Here is a 25,079-nt window from a genome sequence, read left to right on the forward strand (position 1 = left end):
GTTTCATTCCTCGAAGGCTTCCACGGTGACGCGGACGCCGGAGCGGTTGTCGAACTGCGCGGCAATGCGCTCGATTTCCTCGAGCTGCGCAGCCGCATGACCGCAACCGTACCCGTACTTCTGCCGCACGCGCTCGCTGGCGATATCGAGCGCCGTGCGGCTGCGCTGGACGAATTCCGCAACCGGATAAGACTGGCCGGGCACGAAGAAATCCTTGATCACCAGCGAAGGCGAGTAGCAGCGCTGCCCCGATCCGTCCGGCCATCGCACCAGGAAATGCATCTCAGGCATGGACATGCTCCGCCGGGGACGGGACGGATCCGGCGTCTGCCGGGAAATCCGCGTAGATCTCCAGATGACGTCCGGCCGATGCCGCCCAGGTAAAGTTTTCGCACACGGCGCGTCCCGCGCGCCGCAGTGCGCCGGCGATGGCAGGCTTGCAGACACCGACTATCGCCCTCGCAATGGAACCGGCACTGAACGGATCCGCCCAGGCACAGTCCCCGTCGCGCAGATACTCGATGAACGGTGCAATGCGCGAGACTACGACCGGGACACCGCTCGCCATGGCTTCGAGCACGACCAGGCCGAATCCTTCCTTGACTGACGGAAACACCAGCGCGTCGGCGCTGCGGAACAGGGCAGGCATGTCCTCGTCCGCAACCGGTCCGGCGAGTACCAGCGGTTGGCCGGGACCGGTCGCCAGCCCGCCCGCGCGAACCGCGGAATCGAATCGCGCGCGGTAGGATTCATGATCAAGCAAGCTGGCGCCGCCGGCGATCACCAGCTGCGCCTGCGGCAAATTCCTGCGGACTTCGAGGAAGGCCTGGAACAACCGCAAGGTATTCTTGCGTTCTTCGACTCCGCCGACCGCCAGCAGGACCGGTCCCACCGGATCGAGTCCATAGCGGGCGCGTACCTGCGCATCGGAAGCATCGGCGCGCGCGCTGAAGCGCTGCGTGTCCACACCGTTAGAAACCTGCTCGGCGGCGACGCCATGGATTTGCGCCAGGATGTCCTGCCATGTCCGGCTGACGCAGAGCACGCGGGTTGCCGAAGCAAAGCCGCGCTTTTGCCAGGCTATGATGCGCGGATCGGCAAAGGTATCGAGGTGGTGCACGGTGCGCAGGAAGTTGTCTACGAGTCCGCGTTCGCGCAGTGTCACCAACGCGTTCGCACTGATGGCATCCTGCGCGTGCAGGATGTCCCATTGATCGGTTCCGGCTCGCGTGAAATGGTCAACGTAGTCGTCGATACGCTGGCCGACGAATTCGGCGAGTCCGCCGGATACGGGTCTCGCCGGAATCGATACGGCGTCGCAACGGGTGTGACGGAAGAAGCCGCGACCGCTCGCGTCCGGTGCATGGATCGCAACATGATGACCGGCTGCGTGCAGGGCCTCGCCGAGTTCGAGTGCATGCACCACGCCGCCCCGCGGATTGGTCGAATGGGCGAGCAGCGCTATGCGCAGCCGGCGTTCAGTGCGCATGGGCGGCCTCGCGCGCAAGGCTCGTGCCGCAGCCGATCAGCAGGCTCTCGCGAAAATCCCACAACGGTTCCTGCATTGCGCCGTCGGCGATTCGCACTTTCCCCGATGCGTCGGTCATTCCGACCTCCGCGCACGCAATGTCACGCGCCAAGAAATGCGCGACCACCGTCCGCACCTGTGCCGGCGATACGGCAAGGATGTAGCCGAAACTCGGAAACGAGGTCAGCCAGCGCAACAACGGCGCACCTGCCGGCCGCGGGATGGCTCGCACATTGATCACCGCACCGAGCCCGGAACATTCGAGCAGCATCAGCGCAGTGCCGACGGCACCGGCCATGCTGATGTCTTTGCCCGCGCGGCACAGACCGGCTTCCGCCAGAAGGGGCAGCAGGTTCAGGTCGGCTCGCAGTCTTTCCGGTGGGGCCGACGTGCTGGCGTCCCAGTAGGCATAAGGTTCGCGATAGCGGCCGCGCAGATCGACGGCGACGACCAGCCGGTCTCCGGGTTGTGCATCGAAGCTGGTCAGCAGGCGTTTTGCCCGGCCGAGTATTGCGACCGATAGCTGGTTGCGGTCGCTGCGTGTGTTGCTGTGCCCGCCGACGATCGGCACGCCATAGGCAGAGGCAGCGGTCGCCATGCCCTCGAGCATGGGCCGGGCGTGGTCGCCGTCCTGGCTCCAGAGCGCGTCGACGATGGCGGTCGGCCGTCCCCCCATCGCGGCGATGTCGCTGATGTTGACCATTACGCCGCAATAGCCCGCGAACCAGGGTTCGGCGGCGACGAACTCGTTGACAAAGCCCTCGATCGCGAACAGGAGATAACCCTCGCCATCGGCAATGGCGGCGCAGTCGTCGCCAACCGGAACGCCGGCCGCCAGCGCTTTCATGCCTTCGGGCAGCGAACGCGCCAGCGACGACATCACGTCCGCGATGTCGCGCTTGTGCGCGAAGCCCTTGCTGGCACGCAGCTCGCCGGCCAGTTGCGCGAGGTTCATGCGGCAACCTTGCCGCCGGCAACCATGAAACCGGTTGCGCCTTCGTGCAGCGGGGGGTAGTGCGCCAGGTCTGCCTGCATGAAATGGTGTGGCCTGCCGTGCAGTTGTACTTCCATCAGCGTGCGCCAATGCAGGCGCTCGAACATCCGTGCGTTCTGGCTCTGCACGTGCGCGAGAAAGGTTCCGCAACCGCGGGCGTGAGCGGACCCCACGGCAAGCCGGATCAGCGAGGCGCCGATGTGACTGACTCGGCGGAACGACGCATGCACTGCAAGCCGCGATCCGTACCAGACGCCGGATTTTTCCTCGTGAATGCGCACTGTCCCGACCACCTGATCGGGCACGCCGGCGATGCAGGAAATGGCGACCAGGGTGATGGCACTGTCGTCGATCGCATCGCGATCATCGCCCGAAAAGATGCCCTGCTCATGGCAGAACACCGCTTTCCTCAGACGCATCGCGTCGCGCAGCTCCCAGGGATCGAGCGCGAGCTTCACCAGGAATTCGCTGGGGACATGGTCCTCGATCGGTTCGAACAGCATCGGCGTCAGCTCTCGTAGGTTGCCAGCGACGAGCAGGCGCCGCATTTGCCGCAACCGGCTTTGATTTCGCTGGAGCGCATGCCGGCGGCACCGAGCATGGAACCGAGTGGCGCGAGAATGGCGCGCATGAACGCCGGCTCGGGCGCGGGATGGTCTTCCAGCGGGGTGCCGCTGATCGGCACGAACGGCACCACGAAGGGATAGACGCCCAGTGCGATGAGCTTCTCGCTCATTGAGAGAATGGATTCGATGGAATCGCCCAGGCCGGCCAGGATATAGGTGCTGACCTGGCCGCGTCCGAAGATGCCCACTGCTGCTGCAAACGCATCCAGGTAACGTTCCAGCGGAACGCTTGCCTTGCCTGGCATGATGCGCGCACGCACTTCCGGCGTGACGGCTTCAAGGTGCATGCCCAGCGCGTCGATGCCGGCTGCCTTCATGCGCGCAAACCAGCGATCGTCGTCCGGCGGTTCGCATTGTCCCTGGATCGGAAGATCCACGGCTGCCTTCACGGCGAAGACGCTTTCGCAAAGGATTTGCGCGCCGCGGTCGGTCTTGTTCGGCGTTCCGGTGGTCATCACCATGTGCTTGACGCCGTCGAGCAGCACCGCGGCGCGCGCCACTTCGGCAAGCTGCTCGGGCGTCTTGCGTGTAATGGTGCGGCCCGCGGCGAGCGACTGGCCGATGGCGCAGAACTGGCAGGATTTTTTGCGGTTCCCGTAGCGGATGCAGGTTTGCAACACCGTCGTCGCCAGCACGTCGTCGCCATGCAACGTGGCGATCTGGGAATAAGGTATACCGTCCAGCGTTTGCAGCGCGTAGAAACGCGGCGCCTTCGGAAAATCGATGCGAGCGATCGGGATGCCTGCGCGCGTCAGCACGCTGGAACCGCTGGCGTCTGGAACATCGGCGACGAAGGGCGACGACCACGCGCTGGTCGTATGGACCGGGACCATGATCGTGCGGCCGCCGATGGTGACGGCCTTGTGATCGGACGGTCCGGCGCCGCCGCGGCGGCTGGCCGCGCCGACGTTCGGTTCAACCAGCCTTAAGCCCGAGGACTGCAACTCGGTCATCAATTGCTGGCTGGATGGCGGCATCGGTGTTGACGCTTTCATGACTGAGACTCCCGGGAGGTTCGAATTCGAACGACATCGGCACCGCCTTGCGGTTGTCGATGTGCAGGCTGAGCAGTTCCGGCCGGGCATAGTGGCCGACCGAATCCATCATGCGTTTGCGTTTGGTGATGAGCGACTTGTCCAGGTCGGCAACGACCATGCCCTCGCCTTCGCGCAACGGTGGCGCGAGATGCACGCCCTCAGGCGAAACAATCGCGGTGTGGCAGCCGCCGCGCAAAGCCTTCTGCATTCCGGCATCCGGCGTGATCGACACGATCTGTTCGTCGGTCAGCCAGCCGGTGGCGTTGACGACGAAGCAGCCGGATTCCAGCGCATGGTGGCGGATGGTGACCTCCATTTGGTCGGCGAAAATCTGACCGACCATCGATCCGGGAAACTGGCTGCAGTGGATCTCCTCGTGCTGCGCCATCAGGGAATAGCGCGCGAGCGGGTTGTAGTGCTCCCAGCACGCCAGCGCGCCGACGCGTCCCACGGCGGTATCCACGACCTTGAGTCCGCTGCCATCGCCCTGCCCCCATACCATGCGTTCGTGGTAGGTCGGCGTGATCTTGCGGCGCTTGAGCGCGACGCGGCCGTCGTCGTCGAAAACGAGTTGCGCGTTGTACAGCGATCCGTGATCGCGTTCGTTGATGCCGAGCACGACCACGATGCCGTGCCGGCGCGCGCTCTCGGCCACCGCTTCGGTCACCGGCCCGGGCACTACCACCGCGCGTTCGTAGAGCCGCATGTGATCCGCGCCCATGGCAACCGGCGGCCGCACGAAGGAAAAATACGGGTAATAAGGCAGCAAGGTTTCGGGAAACACGACGAGCCGCGCGCCGCGGCCGGCTGCATCCGCGATGGCGCGCAACACTTTCGCAAGCGTGCCATCGGCGGACTCGAGATCCGGTGCTATCTGCACCGCGGCGACGCGCACGACCTCGCTGGAGGACATCATCGGCTCCGCAGAAGCTGCGTCACACGGTCCACGTGTCGATGACGACCGCGTTGTCGCGCTTGTGCAGCAGCACCAGGTCGAGGACGTCGAGCGGGCTGATCGGACGGATGCCCGGTATCAGGGACGGTTCGCCGTGGCCGTACAAGGCCTGCAATGCGAAGCGGCATGCATAAGCCTTGCCGCCTTCCTCGATAAATTTGGTGAGCTGCTTGTTGAAATTGAGATGTCCGGGAAAGGCTTCGTCGCCAAGCGTCGGAAAGCCGCGTTGCACGCCCAGCGTGACACCCGGACCGTACAACAGCACGGAAGTGTCATAGCCTTTGCGCTTCAAGCGGGTTGCCTGCAGAAGATTGACGAAGCCGATGGAGCCTTCGAAGGCGACCGTGTGGAAAGTCACCAGCGCTTTTTCGCCGGGCTTGGCTTTGACATCCTCGAATACCTTCTCTTCGTAATCGACAAAGAAGTCACCTTTGGCGTGAGCAGCTTTCTGAACGGCGGGCATGGCGCGATCTCCTTGAGCGTGAGTGAAAATGAATCGACTGCTTACCAAGCCGCAACCAACATGCCAATAATCGATGTTGCCGATACGATCAATTTCCAATCATTGGCCAGAGTTTCGCAACTGGTTGTTTATTGCGAAGGGAATGCCGGATCAGAGTCAGCGGAAACGGATTTCACGCGCGCCAGTGCTCTGTCGTCGCTGCAATAGCGTGCCCAACACCGGGGCGAATCGTGCGTGTGCGCGTTCTACGTTGGTGCGAAACGCGACGGCCGTGTTCGGCTGTGCCCGTGGAGCACGCATGCAATCATTGGCCCAATCAATGCTTGTCGTGGGAGGTCGCCGCGTGCCGAAAAATTCATCTCATGTCCGAATTCGCCAAACGCTGGTCCAAGATCATTCGCGAAAGCGGCAAGCCCGCTTATCAGGCGATTGCCGAACTCATCGCCAACGACATCAAGAGCGGGCGCCTGACCGCGAAGGATCGCCTGCCGCCTTTGCGTGAATTGGCCGGGGATCTCGGGCTCAACTACACGACGGCCGCGCGCGGCTACGCCGAAGCGCGCCGGCGCGGGTTGATCGATGCGCGCGCCGGACGCGGGACGTTCATCCGGTCGTTGAGCGCGAGACAACCTGCGCGGCGCGGTAGCCTGCTGGAGATGACCATGAATCTGCCGCCGGAACCGCACGATCCGCATGTGCTCGATCGACTGCACGAAGGCTTCGAATTCCTGCGCGCGCAGACGGACCTTTATTCATTGTTGCGCTATCAGGAATTCGGCGGATTGCCCGAGGATCGTGACGCGGGCGCGTGCTGGTTGCAGCGCGTATTGCCGGAGGCCACCGCGGACCGCGTGCTGGTCTGCCCGGGTATTCAGAGCACCCTCGTGGCGTTGATGGCGATGTTGGTCGGACCCGGCGAAGTGATCTGCGCGGAAGCGACGACGTATCCCGGAGTCAAGGCGATCGCCGCGCAACTCGGCATCCGCGTGCATCCGCTGCCGATGGACGACGAAGGCATCGAAGCGCACGCGTTCGAGACCGCATGCCGTGAACTGCAGCCGAAAGCGCTCTATTGCAACCCCACGCTGCTCAATCCCACCACCGTAGTGATTTCACCGGCTCGCCGCGCGGCACTCGCCGACGTCGCCCTGCGCTACAGCGTGCCGATCATCGAAGACGACGCTTACGGCATGTTGCCGAGCGCCGCAGTGATGCCGATGGCCACGCTCGCGCCGGATCTTACTTACTATATATCGGGCCTTGCCAAGTGCGTCGGCGCCGGTTTGCGAGTGGCCTATCTTGTCGCACCCGATCTGCGCCGCGCCAAGATCGTCTCTTCGGCCCTGCGTTCAACGACGATCATGGCTTCTGCGGTCACGACCGCGCTGGCCACCCACTGGATCAACGACGGCACCGCGGAAGCGATGCTCCTGGCGATCCGGCGTGAGTCGGTCGAGCGGCAGAAGCTCGCCGCAAGATTGCTGCCCCCAGGCAGTTACAGAACGCATCCCGAAGCCTTCCACATCTGGCTGTCGCTGCCTGAGCCCTGGAACCGCATCGAGTTTTCTTCCCACCTGCGTTCGCGCGGGGTCGGCGTGGTGGCCGCCGATGCGTTCTCGATCGATGGCAAGCCGCCGGAAGCCGTGCGCATCTGTCTGGGCGGTGCGGTGGATCGCGTCGAATGCCGGCATGCGCTGGAACTGATTCACGACGCGTTGGTGCAAGTGCCTGCGGTGGCGTCGACGGTGATGTAGGCAAAAAAAGCGAGCCACCGGGCCCGCTTCGGTCGGTGCGGATTCGCGTCAGTATTTGTAACCCGCGGCCGGCAAGGAGGGCACGGCCGCAAACTGCGCCGGAACCTCGCCCGTCAGGCTTTGCAGGAAGGCCTTGATGTCCGAAACGTCGGCGTCAGTCAGGTCGCGGCCGAGTTGCAGCTTGCCCATGATGCGGACCGCGTCGCCCAGTTCGGCAACCGAGCCATCGTGAAAATACGGCGGCGTGACGGCGACATTGCGCAACTGTTGCACCTTGAAGATGAAGGCGTCGGCTTCGTTCTTGGTGTCCTGGAAGCGACCCTTGTCGCGGGCCTTGAACAAGTCGATTTCCTTGCTGCCGGTCAGTTCCCAGTAGTCCTGCGTGAGGCCGAACTTCTGGAACATCTGTCCGCCGACGGTGACGCCGTTGTGGCAGCCGGAGCAGCCATAGCTCATGAACTTGTCGAGGCCTTGCTTCGCTTGCGCGCCCAGTGCCGCCTTGTCACCCTTGAGATAGTCATCGAAAGGCGCGGGTGTAATCAAGGTGCGCTCGAATGCGCCGATCGCCTTGCCCCAGTTCTGCGCCGTCATCGGCTCCGCTTCGCCGGGAAATGCCTTCTCGAACATCGCGCGGTATCCGGGCAGCGCGCGCAACCGCGCCTCGGCCGCGGCATAATCGGCGTTGCCGTAAGCCAGCGGGCTTACCAGGGCCTTGACTGCCTGTTCCTCGACGTCCGCGCGATTGCCGCCGTAGTGCTGCACGAATTGCAGAGCGGTGTTGAATACGGTCGGCGCATTGCGCGGAATGACTTTGCCGCCCACGCCGACCGAACGCGGCAGCGCGTCGGTGCCGTAGAAATACGGGTTATGGCATCCACCGCAACTGCCCTTGCCGTCGCTCGAAACCCGCGTCTCGAAAAACAGCGCCCGGCCCAGCGCTACGCGCTCCGGCGTCAGCGGACGTTGCGGCGTGCCCGCGTCGGCGGGCAGCGGTTTGAACATCTGTTGCGCCCGTGCAAGCAGCGCGTCCTCATTGTCCTCGGCTGTCAAACCCGAAGCGCCGGTCGCCAGTGCGACCGCACAGGAGTACAGAACGGCGTTTTTCCTGATCCTCATGGCTCTTTCCCCTTTTTAATTTATGTATTGTCCGAGCTGTTCGTCGGTTGCTCAGCTTTTCCTCTTGCAGTAGATCTCTAGGCACACGTCCTCCGGATCAAAAGTCTGGAAGGAATTGAACTCCTCGCCTTTCTTGACCGGCTCGCCGGGCAGGAAAGCGATCAGCACGCTGGGACAGCCCGAAGGCCTGCGCATAAACGAGCATTCCTACATGCTCCTGCGGTACTGTCCGCCGACCTCGAACAACGCGTCGGTGATCTGGCCGAGCGAGCAAGCGCGCACCGCGTTCACGAGTTCGGCAAACACGTTGCCGTTGTCGATCACGGTCTGGCGCAACTTCGCCAGAGCGGCCGGCGCTTCGCTGGCGTGGCGTGCCTGAAATTCACGCAGACGGCGGATCTGGCTCTGCTTTTCTTCTTCGGTCGAACGCTGCAGCGGGATGCTGCCGCCGGCCCCTGTTGCATCCGGATTGCGGAAGGTGTTCACGCCGATGATCGGATAGGAGCCGTCGTGCTTCTTGTGCTCGTAGTACATCGACTCTTCCTGGATCTTGCCGCGCTGGTAGCCGGTTTCCATGGCGCCGAGCACGCCGCCGCGTTCGGATAGGCGCTCGAACTCCTGCAGCACCGCCTCTTCGACTAGGTCGGTCAGTTCGTCGATGACGAAGGAACCCTGATTCGGGTTCTCGTTCTTCGCCAGACCCCACTCGCGGTTGATGACGAGCTGGATGGCAAGCGCGCGCCGCACGGATTCGGCAGTCGGCGTCGTGATCGCTTCGTCGTAGGCGTTGGTATGCAGCGAATTGCAGTTGTCGTAGATCGCGATCAGCGCCTGCAGTGTGGTGCGGATGTCGTTGAACGCGATTTCCTGCGCGTGCAGCGAGCGGCCGGAAGTCTGTACGTGGTATTTCAGCTTCTGGCTGCGATCGTTGGCGCCGTACTTGTTCTTCATCGTCGTGGCCCAGATGCGCCGCGCCACGCGCCCCAACACCGTGTATTCCGGGTCCATGCCGTTCGAGAAGAAGAAGGACAGGTTCGGGGCGAAATCGTCGATGTTCATGCCGCGGGCCAGATAGGCCTCGACGAAGGTGAAACCATTCGACAGCGTGAAAGCGAGTTGCGAGATCGGATTCGCGCCGGCCTCGGCGATGTGATAACCGGAAATCGAGACCGAATAGAAATTCCGCACCCGGTTGCGCACGAAATATTCCTGGATGTCGCCCATGACCTTCAACGAAAACTCCGTGGAGAAGATGCAGGTGTTCTGCCCCTGGTCTTCCTTGAGGATGTCGGCCTGCACGGTGCCGCGCACGTTCTCCTGCGCCCAGGCGCGGATCTTCGCGGTTTCCTGTTCGTTCGGTTGCCGGCCATGCTGCGCGATGAATTTATCGGTCTGCTGGTCGATCGCCGTATTGATGAACATCGCCAAGATGGTCGGCGCCGGGCCGTTGATGGTCATCGATACCGATGTCGCCGGGTCGCACAGGTCGAAGCCGGAATACAGCACCTTCATGTCGTCCAGCGTTGCGATCGATACACCGGAATTGCCGACCTTGCCGTAGATGTCCGGGCGCTCGTGCGGATCGAACCCGTATAGCGTCACCGAGTCGAACGCGGTCGACAGGCGCTTGGCCGGCATGTCCCGGGACAGGAATTTGAAACGCGCGTTGGTGCGGAACGGATCGCCTTCGCCGGCGAACATGCGGGTCGGGTCTTCGTTCTCGCGCTTGAACGGGAACACGCCGGCCGTATAGGGGAAATAGCCTGGCAGGTTTTCCCGCATCAGCCATCTAAGCATCTCGCCGTCGTCCTCGAACTTCGGCAGGGCCACTTTCGGCACCCTAGTGCCGGACAACGAAGTCGTTTTCAGCGTGGTGCGGATTTCGCGGTCGCGAACCTTGGTGATCTGCTCGTCGCCCGAGTAGGTTTGCTTGATCTGCGGCCATTCCTCCAGCAGCGCCTTGGCTTCGGCACTGAGCGCCTTGTCGCGCTGCGCGATCAGCGGATCGAGATCTGCGGACGACTTCTTGGCCGCATCCAGCATGCGTCTGGCCTCGCGCAGTTGCTGGCGTTCGCGTGCCGCCTTCGCCTGCTGGGCGACATCCGCGTGATAGCCGCGTACCGTCTCAGCGATCTCCGCAAGGTAACGCACACGTGCCGGCGGAACGATGACGTTCTGCCCGGAAGAAGATTTCACGTTGGTGGGTTTGAGCTTGCCGTCCGCGGCCTTGAGTCCATGCGCCTTCAGTTCGGCGACGATGCTCTGGTAGAGCGCAGTCACGCCGTCGTCATTGAATCTGGATGCGATGGTGCCGAACACCGGCATGGCATCGGTGGGCACAGTGAAGGCGCTGCGATTGCGCTGTATCTGCTTGCGGACATCGCGCAGCGCATCCTGCGCCCCGCGCCGGTCGAATTTGTTGATGGAAACGAAATCGGCAAAATCGAGCATGTCGATTTTCTCCAACTGGCTGGCGGCGCCGAACTCCGGCGTCATCACATAGAGCGAAAAATCGACATGCGGCACGATCGCGGCATCGCCCTGGCCGATACCGGAAGTCTCGACCAGCACCAGGTCGAAGCCGGCGCACTTGCAGGCGGCGATCACGTCCGGCAGGCAGGCCGCAATTTCGCTGCCCGCGTCGCGCGTGGCCAGCGAGCGCATGGTGATATTCGGATGATTGATCGAGTTCATGCGGATGCGGTCGCCCAACAACGCGCCGCCGGTTTTGCGTCGCGACGGATCCACGGCGATGACGGCGATCTTGAGCGCGTCGCCCTGGTCGATGCGAAAACGGCGAATCAGTTCGTCGGTGAGCGACGATTTGCCGGATCCGCCGGTGCCGGTGATGCCGAGTACCGGTACGCCGTCATTCCGGGCGGCACGGGACACCAGTTTTTTCTGCAGCGCTTCGGGCAGCGTTGCGTTCTCGAGTCCGGTGATGATGCGCGCCAGCGCGCGGGGTTTGCCTTGAAACAGATCGTCGAGTCCAGCTGGCAACTCGGCGGCGAGATTTCGGTCCGCGGTGCGGATCATGTCGCTGATCATGCCCTGCAGACCCATCTTTGCACCGTCTTCCGGCGAATAGATGCGGGCGACGCCATAGCGGTGCAGATCTTCGATCTCGTGCGCCACGATTACGCCGCCGCCGCCGCCGAATACCTTGATGTTCTCGCCACCGCGTTCGCGCAGCAGATCGATCGTATATTTGAAGTACTCGACGTGGCCGCCCTGGTACGAGGAGATTGCGATGCCCTGCACATCTTCCTGAATCGCGGCGTTGACGATTTCGTCGACCGAGCGATTGTGGCCGAGATGGATGACTTCGACGCCGCTGGCCTGCAGGATGCGGCGCATGATGTTGATCGAGGCATCGTGGCCGTCGAACAGGCTTGCCGCGGTGACGAAGCGGATCTTATGGGCGGCCCGGCCTTTCTGGTTCGCGGGCTGCTGGCTCAAGTCGGTCATGATTCTCGCTCCCTGCGGCTTAAAGCATACCCCGGTCGGGCCGGGGTTATGAGCCGGCTATTATCCATCAACGTTAGCGCAAATTCCCGTCTCTCGCTTGTCGTCAGGCGGCCAGTCCCATGCCGGTGCCGTTGCGGAATTGCTGTAACAAGCGGTCGCGCTCCGCCGCAACCGCGGCAACATTGCGCTCCTTGATGTGGCCGAAACCGCGAATGCGCTCCGGCAGCCAGGCCAGTTCGACGGCGATCCGATGATTCTTCGGCGAAAGGGTCGCCAGCATTTCCGTGACGAGCGATTCATAATCGCGGATCAAGCCCCGCTCCATCTTTCTTTCCCCGGTGTAACCAAACGGGTCGAGCGCGGTGCCGCGCAGGCCCCTGAACTTCGCGAGCAACCTGAACGCGTGTTTCATCCACGCGCCGTATTGTGCCTTCACAAGATGCCCCTGTGCATCGCGCTTTGCCAGCAGCGGCGGAGCCAGGTTGTACTTGACCTTGAAATCGCCCTCGAAGGTGTCGTTCATCCGCTTTTCGAAATCGCCGCTGGTGTAGAGCCGGGCGACTTCGTACTCGTCCTTGTACGCCATCAGCTTGAACAGCGCCTTCGCCACCGCCTTGGTCAGCGTATCGCCGGCGCCCATGGCGGCTTCGGCGGTCCGGACTTTGTCGACCAAGGCTTCGTAGCGCTTTGCATAGGCGGCGCTCTGATAGTCGGTCAGGAAGGCGATACGCCTGCGCACTTGCGTCTCCAGGTTCTGCGGCATCTGCACGATCGCCGGTTTGGCCGGCGTGGCAATCTTCTCGACCTGCTCCAGACTCACCGCGCCGCGCCGCCCCCAGCTGAAGGCCTGTTTATTTGCGTCTATGGCGACGGCGTTCAATTCGATCGCCTTCAGGAGGGAGGCCTCCTGCAGCGGAATGAGCCCCTTCTGGAAGGCAAAGCCGAGCATGAACAGATTGGTCGCGATCGAATCGCCCAGCAGCGCGGTGGCGAGCCGGGTGGCATCGGTGAAGTGGGCGCGGCCGCCGACCGATTCGTCGATCAGGGCGCGGATCTGTTCCGCCGGGAACTGCCAGTCGGGATTCTGCGCAAACGGTCCGGGGGGCTGTTGATGCGTATTGATGACCGCCACCGTGCGACCGGGTCGCGTCTTGGAGATGGCATCGTGTGCGCCGGCGGTCAGCATGTCGCAGCCGAGGATCAGGTCCGCTTCGCCGGTGGCGATGCGCTGGGCGCGAATGTCCTCCGGCGCACGCGCAATGCGCACGTGGGAAGTGACAGCGCCGTTCTTCTGCGACATGCCGGTCATGTCCAGCGCCGACGACCCTTTGCCTTCCAGGTGTGCGGCCATTCCCAACAAGGCGCCGATCGTGATGACACCGGTGCCGCCGATGCCGGTGATCAGGATGTTGTACGGCGTTTCCTTGAGTTCCGCCACGGCCACTTCGGGCAGGGACTCGATCTGGGCGGGAAGAGCCTGCTTTGCCGCGCGCGACTTCTTCGGCGCGCCGCCTTCGATCGTGACAAAGCTCGGACAGAAGCCCTTGACGCACGAGTAATCCTGATTGCAGGACGACTGGTCGATCGCGCGCTTGCGACCGAATTCGGTCTCGACCGGCAAGATCGAGGTGCAATTGGACTGCACGCCGCAGTCGCCGCAGCCTTCGCAGACCGCCTCGTTGATGAACACCCGCTGCGTGGCTTTCGGATACTCCCCCTTCTTGCGGCGCCGGCGCTTTTCCGCCGCGCAGGTCTGGTCGTAGATCAGCACCGAAACGCCGCGATATTCCCTGAGTTCCTTTTGCACCGCTTCCAGGTCCTTGCGGTCATGCAGCGCGACGAGCGCGGGTAATTGCGAACGATCTTCGTAGCGCGTGAGGTCTTCCGTTACGACCGCGATGCGCCCGACACCTTCGGCCGCCATCTGCTGCGCGATCATCGGTACCGAAATTTGTCCGTCGACCGGCTGGCCGCCGGTCATCGCCACGGCATCGTTGTACAGGATTTTGTAGGTGATATTGACGTTCGCGGCGAGCGCGGCCCGAATCGCAAGGGAGCCGGAATGGAAATAGGTGCCATCGCCGAGATTGGCAAAGATGTGCGTGCGCTTCGAGAACGGCGCCTGGCCGATCCACGGCGCGCCCTCGCCACCCATGTGTGTCGGGCTCTTGTTTTGCTCCGGATAGATTACGGTCGCCATCACGTGGCAGCCGATGCCGGCCAGCGCCAGACTGCCGTCGGGCACTTTGGTCGAGGTATTGTGCGGGCATCCCGAGCAGTAGTACGGCGGGCGCACGGGCGTGTTCACCGCCTTCTTCAGTACCGCCTCTTTAGCTTCCAGGAAGGCAAGCCGCGCCTTGATCAGATCGCTCTGGTGAAAACGCCCGATGCGCCCGGCGATGACGCGGGCGATCTGCGCGATGGAGAAATCGGCCTTGGCGGGAAGCAGCCATTCGCCGCGCGGGTGCACCCATTCGCCCTGATCGTCGAACTTGCCGATGACCCGTGGGCGCACGTCGGGATGCCAGTTGTAGAGCTGCTCCTTGAGCTGGTACTCGACCATCTGGCGCTTTTCTTCGACGACCAGGATTTCTTCCAGCCCCTTCGAGAATTCGCGCACCCCGTCCGGCTCCAGCGGCCATGGCATCGAGACCTTGAACAGCCGGACGCCGATTTCAGCGGCGTTGCGCTCGGTTATGCCCAGTTCCTCCAGCGCTTCCAGCACGTCCATGTACGACTTGCCTGAAGCGATGATGCCGAGCCGCGCGTTGGGCGAATCGATGGTGGTGCGGTTGAGATGATTCAACCGCGCGTATGCCATGGCCGCGTAGATCTTGTAATCCTGCATCAGCGCTTCCTGCTTGCGCGCCTGCAGGCCGAGCAGATCGCTGGACAGCCGGCCGTTCAGTCCGCCTTCCGGCATCACGAAATCCTCCGGCAGCCGGGTCTGGATGCGAAACGGGTCGGCCTCGATCGAAGCGGACGATTCGACCGTATCGGCCAGCGCCTTGAAGCCGATGGCGCACCCGGAGAAGCGCGACATCGCCCAGCCGTGCAGTCCGAGTTCGACATATTCCTGCACGTTGCACGGATACAGGACCGGAATCATCGATGCGGAAAACAGATGGTCGCTCTGATGCGGCAACGTGGACGAATAGGCGCCGTGGTCGTCGCCCGCGACCAGCAGAACGCCGCCGTGTTTCGAGGTGCCGGCGAAATTCATGTGTTTGAACACGTCGCCGCAGCGATCGACGCCGGGCCCCTTGCCGTACCACAGCGCAAAGACGCCGTCGTAATTCGACTCGCCGATCAGCTCGACTTGCTGCGATCCCCACACCGCCGTGGCGGCGAGTTCTTCGTTGACGCCGGGCTGGAACTTCACATGGTGGGCTTCGAGGTGCTTGGCTGCCTTCCACAGCGCCTGGTCGAGTCCGCCCAATGGCGAGCCGCGATAGCCGGAGATGAAGCCGGCCGTGTTGAGTCCCGCGGCCAGGTCGCGCCGGCGCTGCACCAGCGCGAGGCGTACCAGCGCCTGGATGCCGGTCAGGTAGACGCGGTCCTGGTCGGAGGTGTATTTGTCTTCGAGGGAAACTTGCCGCATGTCCGGCTCCTGTAGATCGTCGTCTCGTTCAACATTACTTCGTGGTGCCCGCTGCTCGCGGCGATCATCGGAAAGCAATTTGCCTGCGGTGCAACGGACACGTCGAGAAAGAACGGCCCGTCGCAGGCCAGGCATTCCGCAATCGCGGCGTCGAGCTCGGCCGGATCGGCTACGCGCCGCGCGCCCCATCCAAACCCTTTTGCAACCGCCACGAAATCCGGCAACGCCTCGGTGTAGCTGTGGCTGTAGCGGCCGCCGTGATTGAGTTCCTGCCACTGGCGCACCATGCCCATGTAACCGTTGTTGCACAACACCACTTTCACGGCGGTGCGATGCTGGACGGCGGTGGACAGTTCCTGCAGATTCATCAGCACGGACGCATCGCCGCTGACGCAAACGACCAGCTTGTCCGGATTTCCAACCTGGGCGCCAATCGCCGCGGGCAGACCGTAACCCATCGTGCCGGCCCCGCCCGAGGTGAGCCAGCGGTTGGGCTGCTCGAAGCGGAAATGCTGCGCAGCCCACATCTGATGCTGGCCGACGTCGGTAGACACGATCGCGTCGCATCCCGCGACGGCTTGCTGCAGCGATCGCATCAGTTGCTGTGGCACGATGCAATCGTCGCGCGTTTCGAACCCCAGAGAATCTTCGGCGCGCCATTGGTCGATCGTCTTCCACCATTCGCCCAGCCGTTCAGCTTCGAAAACGTGCTCGCCCAGTTCGGCATGCAAGGCGTCGAGCAGCTCCAGACAGTCGCCGACCATCGGCACGTCGATCTTGACGACCTTGTTGATCGAAGAGGCGTCGATGTCCAGATGGATTTTCTTAGCACTCGGACAGAATTCGCTGAGCTTGCCGGTGACCCGGTCGTCGAAGCGCGCGCCGACGCAGACGACAAGGTCGGCGTGGTGCATCGCGAGATTGGATTCCAGCGTGCCGTGCATGCCGAGCATGCCGAGAAACTGTCCGTCGGAGGCCGGAAACGCGCCCAGTCCCATCAGCGTCAACGTACACGGCGCACCCGTGCGCTGCACGAGTCGCGTGAAAGAAGCGCAGGCCTCGGGTCCTGAATTGATCAGCCCGCCGCCGCCGTAGAACACCGGGCGCCGCGCATTCTTCAGCAGTTCCACGGCGTCGCGCAGCCGGCCGCGCCGCAGCGGTTTGCGCCTGGATTCCGGTTGCTCCTCAGGCGACTCGGCCGGCGTGTTGAAGGTTGCAAGCTGAATGTCCTTGGGGAAATCGAGCAGCACCGGGCCCGGCCTTCCCTCGGTTGCGATGCTGAATGCCTTGCGCACCAGTGCCGCTACCTGATCCGCGCTGCGGATCTGCGCATTCCATTTCGTCACTGGCCGCGACAGGCCGAGCGCGTCGCATTCCTGAAACGCATCGGTGCCGATCGAGTGCGTCGCGACCTGGCCGCTGATGCAAAGCACCGGAATGGAATCGCAGATCGCATCCAGCAACCCGGTGATCGTATTGCTCACGCCGGGACCCGAGGTCACCAGCACGACGCCGGGCTTGCCGGTCGAGCGTGCATAACCTTCCGCCGCATGAACGGCGGCCTGCTCGTGGCGGACCAGGACGTGGCGGATGCGATGCTCCGCATGAAGCGCGTCGTACACCGGCAGCACGGCACCGCCGGGATAACCGAAAATCGTATCCACCCCGAGCGCGACCAACGTATCGAGCAGGGACTTCGCACCCGTGACGGCAACCCGACCCGCTCCCGTTTGTGTGGGGGTTGGCAGGGTGGACGGAAGGGCGAGATTGCTCATGGAAGCATCGTACGCGGCGGGTTCCAGAAAAGGCATCTTATTTTCTGCCAGATTGGACTACTATTAGAATAATTTACTGGAAAAGTGGTTATATAAAGAATGTCTGTCGATAAATTCGATCTGGCGATCCTGAAAGTCCTGCAGGAGGATGCCCGCGCCAGCCTGCAGGTGATCAGCGAACGCGTAGGCCTTTCTTCAACCCCCTGCTGGGCGCGCATCAAGCGCATGGAAAGCGAGGGCGTGATCCAGGGTTACACAGTGCGCGTCGATCCGCCTTCGATCGGACTTTCGGAAACCGTAATCGTGCAGGTCACGCTGGAGAGCCATACGGATGAAACGCTGTACGACTTCGGCAAGATGCTGGAGCAGATTCCGGAGGTGATGGAGGCCTACCTCGTGTCCGGCGACTATGACTACTACATCCGCATCGCCGTAAAGGACACCCGCGATTACGAGCGGCTGCTGCGCGAGCGCCTGTACCGGATTCCCGGCATACGGCACAGCAAGTCGAGCTTCGTGCTGCGCACGTTGAAGGAAAGCCTGATCCCGTTGTTGGCGGCGCCCGCCGCGGTTTCCGTCGAGGAGCCCGCCAGGGCGAGAAAAAAACGGTCGCCGAAGCGAAAATCGTAACGGCCACGGCCTGACCTTCGATACGCGCGCGTATAGTCGTCGATAAGGAAATGAACACGAATCCTTCCCGTGTCGTTGACGCCATCGGACGCGTGCATGCATTGGCGCGAGCCGATGCCCGCATCGTCAGCCTCGTTCCCAGCGTCACCGAATTGCTGTTCGAACTCGGTGTGGGCGACCGGCTCGTAGGCCGGACCGGTTTCTGCATTCATCCGAAAGACAGCATAAAGACAGTGCCGAAGGTCGGCGGCACCAAGAGCGTGGACATCGAGAGGATTCGCGAACTCGCTCCAACGCACCTGATCGTGAATATCGACGAAAACGAAAAACCGACGGTCGATCAGCTCGCGAACTTCGTTCCGAATGTGATCGTGACCCATCCGCTCGGTCCGCTCGACAATCTGCCGTTGTATCGCCTGTTGGGCGCGATCTTCGGCCGCGAGAGCAGGGCCGCGGAATTGTGTGAAGCGTTTCAAAAGGCCTACTCCGATGCGGTCGGGGCCTGTGCGGATCTGCCGCGCGAACGCGTGCTGTATCTGCTCTGGAAGTCGCCGTGGATGACGGTGTCGCGCGACACCTACGTCTCGCGAACGCTCGCCGCGGTCGGCTGGGATACGGTGGAAATCGAAAGCAGGGATCGCTATCCGAAGATCGAGCTCACCCCGGCGCTCGTGTCGCGCGTGGATCGCGTTCTGCTTTCCTCCGAACCTTACGCGTTCCGTGAACGCCACCTCGACGAAATTCGGCAAACGCTAGCGGCTGCCAACCACTATTTTGTTCCGACGGTTCTTGAGGAGGTTGAATCACCGGTTACGGTGTCGTTGATTGATGGAGAAATGACGTCCTGGTACGGCAGCCGCGCGATTGAGGGCATGCGGCACCTGCGCTGTCTTCGCCGCGACGGATGCCCCTAGATTGACTTTATCTTCCCAAAGGAACACCGAGACAACCAACAACGTCTGATTTATGCCCTCTAAAAGCTTCTCCTTCCAAGTTTCCCCTTTGAATGAAATCTTGATATCTGAAAATGGGGACCTGAGAAATAATCCAATTCCAATATCTAAAATATTTATTTAAATACAGATAGTTATGTATATATTTTAAGTGTAAGCCGAATAGGGCGCAAGATCTTGCTCAATCGAAATGTCAATGATATAGTCTAGTCTTCTATCAAGGAGAATGTCATGGCAGACGATTTTCCAAGCTATCCCCGCGCAGTTCGACCGGCGCCAAACCTGCTCGCTCACTATTTACGAATCGGGAGGAACGATCATCGCCAAGTCCTAAATTTGGCTGCGGCCGGTGACCTTGCTTGCTTTGGCGCAGTATTTGATCCGACCAGCGTTGATCGGCATAGGGAATTGTTCGACGTGATAATCAGTCGACGGCTTGATGCAATTCTCGATCCGAGAACTCAGCCGTCCGCGACACCAGGTGGGTTCAGTGAGGGAATTGGCAATTTACCTTGGGGAGTTGGGCGACCCCATTCGATTTTGGATTTTTCAGGTACGTCCGGTAGGCGAATGGTTGCGGCGCTTGGTGATTTCGTCATTGATCGGGGTTTCACTCAGGTCTTGGCTCCAACTCACCTATTGCGGTCAAGCCATGATGAGTGGTTAGAAATAGATATTGAGGCGACAAAGCGTCTTCGCGATTTCTTGGATCGAAAGAATTCTTCGCGAATCCCTATTGTTTACTCGCTTGCGCTGACCTATGCGATGTTGCGAAATCCCGACGATCGCCACCAACTTATTGATGCTCTTCACGGAATACCGGCAAACGCAATTTGGTTAAAGGTGGACGGATTTGGGTCCGATAGTACTGCAACTGCGGTGCGTTCATATATTGAAGCGGCCGCAGACTTTAGAGAGATCGGTCTGCCACTTGTTTCTGATCTCACCGGTGGTTTGGTCGGATTGTCATTGCTTGCATTTGGAGCCACCGGTGGTTTGGCGCACGGGATTACATCCGGCGAAAGGTTTGACGCTGGAGGCTGGCGGCGCGTTCGAAGCGGGAGTGCTTTTGGCTCTCATCACCGCGTCTATGTGCCGCAACTCGACATATTGTTGAAACCTGAACAAGCACATCAGTTGCTCGAGACCTCGTCCAGGGCAAAGTCGTTATTTGGATGTCGCGACACACGATGCTGTCCGAGAGGAACTATCGACATGCTTGAGAATCCGGCGCGTCACTTCATGTATCAAAGAATTCAACAGGTGTTAAGTCTTAGCCAAATACCCGAACAACTAAGAGCCGCGCGCTTTCTCGATAAGTATCTTCGTCCGACGACAGATCACGCCCTTGCGGCAGCGAACATCAAGTGGCGAGACGAGAAAATGGCTAAGAAGATGCGCGAACAACGAAAACGGCTAGATACTTTAAGAGTAACTCTGGGAGAGTATGAGACGAAAGAGCAAAAACAACCTCCGGCATTCTTGCCGAAAACACGCGCATTTCGGGAAGCGCGTGTCTAGGTGATTAGTAATGAATCGACTCACTAAAACTACAAAACGGGGGTAAATGTGAATGCAAATGCAATTGCAAGAAAGCTAGAGGCAATTGAGCGCAAGGGTGCGATGCGTTCCGTTGATGTCGCGAATCTTTTGGGAACAAGACCAGAAACAGTTTCTCGATGGAATCAGGGGAAGGCATTTCCTCGTCCCGACGCCCAAAAGTTGTTGCTTGAACTCGAGTGGATAGTTGATCAGCTTTCGGACTTTTATGAGCCACAAGATGCAAGGCTTTGGCTTTTTTCACGGCAAAAGAGATTTAATGGCGCAACACCAGCCGAACTTATTCAAGACGGAAGGACTGCGGAGATAATTGCCGCAATTGATCAGTTGCGCGAGGGCGCGCATTTGTAAGGTTTGAACGTGATCGATCGAAGGAGTTTGAGAATTGATCCATGACGTTGATCTCCTCGATCGTTTAAGCTCTTTCGCGGCCATCAAATTTAATGGGGAAGTTTTTCGTGCCACTAGGAAGAGCCTTGATCCTCTAACGCCTTCGGTTAATGGGGGACGTTGGGTTCCAAAGGGCGGTGTATCAGTTCTCTACACGAGCCTCACGAGAGAGGGGGCACTGGCCGAACTCTCTTTTCATTGGAGCCAATTCAATCCTCTGCCCTCGAAGCCAGCAAATCTGCATCAAATGGCACTAACCACCCAAAGAACATTACGACTTCTGAAAGCGGATTTGGATTCGCTTAGCGTTGATTGGACCGAGTACCCGAGAATAAATTACGTTCGTACTCAGCAAATTGGTGCCGCCATCGCTTTCTTGGGGTGCGATGGACTCATAGCGCCATCAGCGAGATGGTCAACCGAGAATATGATGATTTTCACGGAAAATCACGATATTAACGAGAACGATTTAAGGCTTATCAGAACTGAAGAGGTCGAGTGGATTGCTTGGGCCAAGCAAAATGGCTTCATTGCCTAGTCCAGCGTGATGAACAACGACTTCCTCGGCTTTCCCGCCACGGCCCGGCTAATATGCCCCTGTCCGGTCGTGTCTTCGGCGAGCAGGACGTCGCCGCTGCGCAGAACGCGCTTCGTCCCGTCACCCACTTCGATTTCCACCTCGCCCTCCAGGTTCACTACGTATTGGCGCCGCGGCGCGGTATGAAAATCGTAGTTGTAATCTCCGCCGGTCTCGCGGAACACAATGCCGGTGGCTTTCATCAGCTCCGAGATGAAGCCGACCTTGCCGCCGCTTTTCAACGGAATCCGCACGTCCTCGAAATGGGACTGGTTGTCCGCTCCGGTATACAGACGGACGATGGCCATTGTTCTGTCTCCCGTGTCGGCTGCGATCGCTTCCGATTCCAGTACGATTCCGCCACCTATTCCTGCCAGAGATAGCAACATGATGATGAATCCCGGCAGCCCCTTCTTTTTCGTGGACATGGCAGTTCCTTGAAGTTGAACAGATGGTGAAAGCCTCATTATCTTGCCGTCGCAAGGCTGGAATTGTTAATACGCTCACTGCGCCAACTCCACCTCCGCCACCGGCGCAAACAACTGTTCCATCTCCCGCCGCACCTTTACCGCGTAACTGGATTCATCGACTGCTACATCGGCCCAGCGCACTGGCTGGCCGGCTGCAACAGGCCTGAGCACTTTCACGCCGTGCGCCAGGCCGAGCGGCAGTGCGCCGATTTTGAGCGACGCCTCGGCCGGCATGAGCTTGCCGACCACCGTGTAACCGCCTTCACCGTCGAGGATCTCTCCGCCTCGGAGGTCGCGCTTGGCGGTCGCCACCACGTCGGCACGGAACCCGGTGGGGCAGCCAGTCGATTCGCCGCGCAGACCGACCGAAGCGACCGAGATCCCTACTTCCAGGCCGATCAGGTGCCAGCGCTTGTACAGGCAGGCATAGCGGCCCGAAGAGTCGGTGCGCACCATGTATTCCTTGAAACAGTTGCGGATGTATTCCGTCTCGCCTTCGAACACCACGAATACCCCGAAACGAATGTCGTAGGGAATGGCCCGCCCGTCGGTCTCGAGCGACGAGATCACCTCCACCTGGCCCTTGTGATGCAGATGTCCGCCTTCGGATTTCGGGCGCATCACGTTGGGAATATCATCGACGCTCGCGGGCGGAAAAAGCAAGCCGTAAGGCGCGGGCGTGAGCCCGGTCGCATTGCACACGGCGGTGCTCTCGATGGCCGGCTTCGAACCATCGAGGAAAGAATTGAACATTTTCGGATTCAGCCCGCCGATCCTTGCCTGCTCCGTCGTCAGCCCGTAGTAGCCCCACACCGTTTCCGGCGTCGACTGCACGAAGTGCGGCAACCACTTGTGACCACGGCCCGCGGCAACCACGTTGAAGCCGGCTGCGCGCGCCCAGTCGACGAGATCGCAAATCAGCGCAGGCTGGTCGCCATAGGCCAGGCTGTAGACCACGCCCGCTTCCGTGGCGCGTCGCGCCAGCAGCGGTCCGCACATCGCGTCCGCTTCCACGGTAACCATCACTACATGCTTGCCATGCTTGAATGCGGTCAGCGCGTGTTCGACCGCGGCGATCGGATTGCCCGTGGCTTCGACGACGATGTCGATCAGCGGATGCGCAATGAGCGCCAGCCAGTCGTCGCCCACATGCGTGAGTCCGGAGGAAAACGCAGCGTCCAGCGATGCAGCGGCATAGCGCTCCGGATTCCAGCCGACCCGCTGCAGGTTGGTTTTCGCGTTTGCCGGCGACAGATCCGCGATGCCGGCAAGGTGCAGGCCGGGTGTCTTGGGCACTTGCGCCAGATACATGGCGCCGAATTTTCCGGCGCCGACCAGACCGACGCGCAACGGCTTGCCCTGGGCTTCGCGCTCGCGAAGTTTGGCGTATAGATTCATTCCGTTCTCCGATTACGCGGCCGCGAGCGGTTTGAGCGCTTCTTCGGGCGTGCCGTCTTTCCACGGCAGCGACACATCGTAGTCCTTCACCAGGCAATCATCGGGCAGGCACTCGATCGGCGTGAAGTCGCGGTGAGCGATGTATTCGGGGCGCTTGAAACGCCGGATGTGGTTGGAAACCGCGCACAGGCTCAGATAGACGTTGATGCGATCCCACGGCGACAGGTTGCAGTTCGATGCATGCACCAGGCAGGAGTGGAACAGGATCATCGACCCCGCCGGGCCCTTCGGGGCGACGATGCCGCCGCGTTCGACCAGCTTGCGGATGGTGTCGTGATTGATGGTCCACAACGGATAGCTGGTGGTCGACGTATCGTGTTGCGCGTCGAGTACGCCGAGCTTGTGGCTGCCGGGAATGAACATCAGCGGGCCGTTGAACTCGTTCACTTCGCCGAGGAAGATTGCCACGTTCATCGCCCGCGGCTCGGGCATCTGATCGTCGTTCTTCCAGGTGCCGTAGTCCTGATGCCACTGCCAGACGTCGCCGTCGAAGGCCATCTTGCCGTTGACCTTGAACTGATGCATGTACACCGCCTCACCGATAATTTGCCGGATCGGCTCGACCATGCGCGGATGACGGGCGAGTTTCGCGAACTGGCGGTTGTACATGTGTGCGGCAAAGTTGGTGCGCACCGCATCGCTGCCTTTCTCGCGAATGTTCTCCGCACGGCGCTGGGCGTAAAGCGCGGGAACTTCATTCAGCAGAACTTTGACCTCTTCGGGCGTGAACAGACTCGGGAAAAACAGATACCCGTCGCGGTCGAATTGTTCGCTTTGCTCTTTGCTGAGTTTCATCCGACTCCTCCCTGGGTCTTTAAATATGTGAGTGGGTCTTTTGTGCAAGTTCCGAATCAGGACGCTTCGCGCACGTGCCGGCCGAGCTCCTGCACAAGATGCTGTCCGGCTTCCTCGCCGTGCCGGCGAGCGAGCCGTTCGGCTCGATCCGCATCGCCGCGGTTGATGGCCTTGAGGATCGCCTCATGTTCATCCCAGACCGTGTCGCGCACCCCCGCCTGCTGCAACACCACACCCATGGCGCGGCGGATGTGCCGCCAGTGATGGCTGGCACTTTGCGCGATCAGCGGATTGCGGGACGCGCTGTAGATCAGATTGTGAAAGCGCATGTCGGCATCGATCATTGCGCCGATGCGTGAACCCTTGATCGCCTTGCGTCCTTCGGCAATCACGCCCAGGTCGATCCGGCTTTTCGACAGCGCGGCCTGCCGCGCCGCCAGTCCGTCGAGAGCCGACCGCACCTCATATATGTGCGAAAGGGTCTGTGCGCCAAGCGGCAATACCATCAGCCCGCGGCGGCCGGTATCGATCACGAAGCCGTCCTTCTTGAGCATGCGCAATGCCTGCAGGACAGGCTGTCGGGAAACATGAAGCGTGGCGGCCAGATCCTCCTGCGTAAGCCGCGCCCCCGGGGCAAGGTCGCCATCGCAAATGGCATTGAGCAGGCGCTGGTACACCTGATCGGTCAGGTCGGGAACAAGCCGGATGGGACTGATGGACGCCATGGATCGACTCGAAATCTCAATTCCGATTATTGTATACAGAATCCAAAACGCGGCAACAGGTCCGATGGCCGGGCGGACCCGAGCGCGCTGGCGTGGCGTAACGACAGGCAACGATGCTTGCGACGCCTGTCAACCGCCCGACCCGCGTTCCGTTGTTGGACTTGCAATTCCGGCCGGCGCAAAAGCGCTCGACCCATTACCGCG

Annotated in this window: 23 protein-coding genes; 7 read left to right on the forward strand and 16 right to left on the reverse strand. The window is 61.1% G+C overall.

Features of this window, described 5'->3' with window-relative positions; genetic code table 11:
* Positions 1–3 precede the first annotated feature (3 nt).
* The 7 genes from HY067_12935 to HY067_12965 are packed head-to-tail and all read right to left on the reverse strand — an operon-like array spanning position 4 to position 5,603.
* Positions 4–291: an MSMEG_0570 family nitrogen starvation response protein gene (locus HY067_12935; protein ID MBI3528859.1), complete on the reverse strand. Its 288-nt coding sequence runs from the start codon at positions 289–291 to the stop codon at positions 4–6.
* Positions 284–1,489: an MSMEG_0565 family glycosyltransferase gene (locus HY067_12940; protein ID MBI3528860.1), complete on the reverse strand. Its 1,206-nt coding sequence runs from the start codon at positions 1,487–1,489 to the stop codon at positions 284–286. The genes HY067_12935 and HY067_12940 overlap by 8 nt, the downstream gene beginning before the upstream one ends.
* A complete protein-coding gene (locus HY067_12945; protein ID MBI3528861.1) occupies positions 1,479–2,483 on the reverse strand; it encodes a sll0787 family AIR synthase-like protein in 1,005 nt (334 codons plus the stop codon). The genes HY067_12940 and HY067_12945 overlap by 11 nt, the downstream gene beginning before the upstream one ends.
* Complete coding sequence (locus HY067_12950; protein ID MBI3528862.1) at positions 2,480–3,025, reverse strand: GNAT family N-acetyltransferase; 546 nt, start codon at positions 3,023–3,025, stop codon at positions 2,480–2,482. Before HY067_12950 ends, HY067_12945 begins: the two co-directional genes overlap by 4 nt.
* A 5-nt stretch (positions 3,026–3,030) precedes the next feature.
* On the reverse strand, positions 3,031–4,101 hold the full coding sequence (locus HY067_12955) for an MSMEG_0568 family radical SAM protein (GenBank protein MBI3528863.1): 1,071 nt from the start codon (positions 4,099–4,101) through the stop codon (positions 3,031–3,033).
* Positions 4,064–5,098: a Nit6803 family nitriliase gene (locus HY067_12960; GenBank protein MBI3528864.1), complete on the reverse strand. Its 1,035-nt coding sequence runs from the start codon at positions 5,096–5,098 to the stop codon at positions 4,064–4,066. The genes HY067_12955 and HY067_12960 overlap by 38 nt, the downstream gene beginning before the upstream one ends.
* A 22-nt stretch (positions 5,099–5,120) precedes the next feature.
* Positions 5,121–5,603 carry an MSMEG_0572 family nitrogen starvation response protein gene (locus HY067_12965; GenBank protein ID MBI3528865.1) on the reverse strand — a complete coding sequence of 161 codons (483 nt, stop codon included), beginning with the start codon at positions 5,601–5,603 and terminating at the stop codon, positions 5,121–5,123.
* On the opposite strand from HY067_12965, the gene HY067_12970 reads away from it, so the two are divergent.
* Both HY067_12970 and HY067_12975 read left to right on the forward strand, forming a co-directional pair.
* Positions 5,577–5,810 carry a hypothetical protein gene (locus HY067_12970; GenBank protein ID MBI3528866.1) on the forward strand — a complete coding sequence of 78 codons (234 nt, stop codon included), beginning with the start codon at positions 5,577–5,579 and terminating at the stop codon, positions 5,808–5,810. The two genes, HY067_12965 and HY067_12970, sit on opposite strands and share 27 nt — an antisense overlap.
* 155 nt (positions 5,811–5,965) lie before the next feature.
* Positions 5,966–7,357, forward strand: a complete 1,392-nt coding sequence (locus HY067_12975) for a PLP-dependent aminotransferase family protein (protein MBI3528867.1) — start codon at positions 5,966–5,968, stop codon at positions 7,355–7,357.
* A gap of 48 nt (positions 7,358–7,405) precedes the next feature.
* Here the strand turns inward: HY067_12975 and HY067_12980 are convergent, their stop codons facing one another.
* The 5 genes from HY067_12980 to ilvB all read right to left on the reverse strand — a co-directional run bounded on the left by HY067_12980 (position 7,406) and on the right by ilvB (position 17,317).
* The gene (locus HY067_12980; GenBank protein MBI3528868.1) at positions 7,406–8,473 is read right to left on the reverse strand and encodes a cytochrome-c peroxidase; all 1,068 of its coding nucleotides are present in this window, start codon (positions 8,471–8,473) and stop codon (positions 7,406–7,408) included.
* Between the two features lie 51 nt (positions 8,474–8,524).
* The gene (locus HY067_12985) at positions 8,525–8,668 is read right to left on the reverse strand and encodes a hypothetical protein (protein ID MBI3528869.1); all 144 of its coding nucleotides are present in this window, start codon (positions 8,666–8,668) and stop codon (positions 8,525–8,527) included.
* 12 nt (positions 8,669–8,680) lie between these two features.
* Positions 8,681–11,941: a methylmalonyl-CoA mutase family protein gene (locus HY067_12990; protein MBI3528870.1), complete on the reverse strand. Its 3,261-nt coding sequence runs from the start codon at positions 11,939–11,941 to the stop codon at positions 8,681–8,683.
* A 103-nt stretch (positions 11,942–12,044) separates the two neighbouring features.
* Positions 12,045–15,542 carry an indolepyruvate ferredoxin oxidoreductase family protein gene (locus HY067_12995; protein MBI3528871.1) on the reverse strand — a complete coding sequence of 1,166 codons (3,498 nt, stop codon included), beginning with the start codon at positions 15,540–15,542 and terminating at the stop codon, positions 12,045–12,047.
* Positions 15,485–17,317: a biosynthetic-type acetolactate synthase large subunit gene (gene ilvB, locus HY067_13000; protein MBI3528872.1), complete on the reverse strand. Its 1,833-nt coding sequence runs from the start codon at positions 17,315–17,317 to the stop codon at positions 15,485–15,487. The genes HY067_12995 and ilvB overlap by 58 nt, the downstream gene beginning before the upstream one ends.
* Before the next feature lie 99 nt (positions 17,318–17,416).
* On the opposite strand from ilvB, the gene HY067_13005 reads away from it, so the two are divergent.
* The 5 genes from HY067_13005 (at position 17,417) to HY067_13025 (ending at position 21,388) form a co-directional block, all read left to right on the forward strand.
* A complete protein-coding gene (locus tag HY067_13005; protein MBI3528873.1) occupies positions 17,417–17,947 on the forward strand; it encodes an Lrp/AsnC family transcriptional regulator in 531 nt (176 codons plus the stop codon).
* Positions 17,948–17,997: 50 nt separating this feature from the next.
* Entirely contained in the window at positions 17,998–18,861 is an 864-nt protein-coding gene (locus HY067_13010; protein MBI3528874.1) for an ABC transporter substrate-binding protein, read from the forward strand.
* 270 nt (positions 18,862–19,131) lie between these two features.
* A complete protein-coding gene (locus HY067_13015; protein ID MBI3528875.1) occupies positions 19,132–20,421 on the forward strand; it encodes a hypothetical protein in 1,290 nt (429 codons plus the stop codon).
* 48 nt (positions 20,422–20,469) lie between these two features.
* Positions 20,470–20,811, forward strand: coding sequence for a DUF2384 domain-containing protein (locus HY067_13020; GenBank protein MBI3528876.1), 342 nt, complete (start codon positions 20,470–20,472; stop codon positions 20,809–20,811).
* Positions 20,812–20,845: 34 nt separating this feature from the next.
* On the forward strand, positions 20,846–21,388 hold the full coding sequence (locus HY067_13025) for an RES family NAD+ phosphorylase (protein MBI3528877.1): 543 nt from the start codon (positions 20,846–20,848) through the stop codon (positions 21,386–21,388).
* Here HY067_13025 and HY067_13030 read toward each other — a convergent pair.
* The 4 genes from HY067_13030 to HY067_13045 form a co-directional block, all read right to left on the reverse strand.
* Positions 21,385–21,735 (reverse strand): hypothetical protein, encoded by a 351-nt coding sequence (locus HY067_13030; GenBank protein MBI3528878.1) that lies wholly within the window; start codon positions 21,733–21,735, stop codon positions 21,385–21,387. The two genes, HY067_13025 and HY067_13030, sit on opposite strands and share 4 nt — an antisense overlap.
* 195 nt (positions 21,736–21,930) lie before the next feature.
* Positions 21,931–23,295, reverse strand: a complete 1,365-nt coding sequence (locus HY067_13035) for a Gfo/Idh/MocA family oxidoreductase (protein MBI3528879.1) — start codon at positions 23,293–23,295, stop codon at positions 21,931–21,933.
* 12 nt (positions 23,296–23,307) lie between these two features.
* On the reverse strand, positions 23,308–24,150 hold the full coding sequence (locus tag HY067_13040; GenBank protein ID MBI3528880.1) for a phytanoyl-CoA dioxygenase family protein: 843 nt from the start codon (positions 24,148–24,150) through the stop codon (positions 23,308–23,310).
* A 56-nt stretch (positions 24,151–24,206) separates the two neighbouring features.
* On the reverse strand, positions 24,207–24,875 hold the full coding sequence (locus tag HY067_13045; GenBank protein MBI3528881.1) for a GntR family transcriptional regulator: 669 nt from the start codon (positions 24,873–24,875) through the stop codon (positions 24,207–24,209).
* Positions 24,876–25,079: the final 204 nt, after the last annotated feature.

The sequence above is a fragment of the Betaproteobacteria bacterium genome (assembly GCA_016194905.1).
In the GTDB taxonomy this organism is placed as follows: domain Bacteria; phylum Pseudomonadota; class Gammaproteobacteria; order Burkholderiales; family JACQAP01; genus JACQAP01.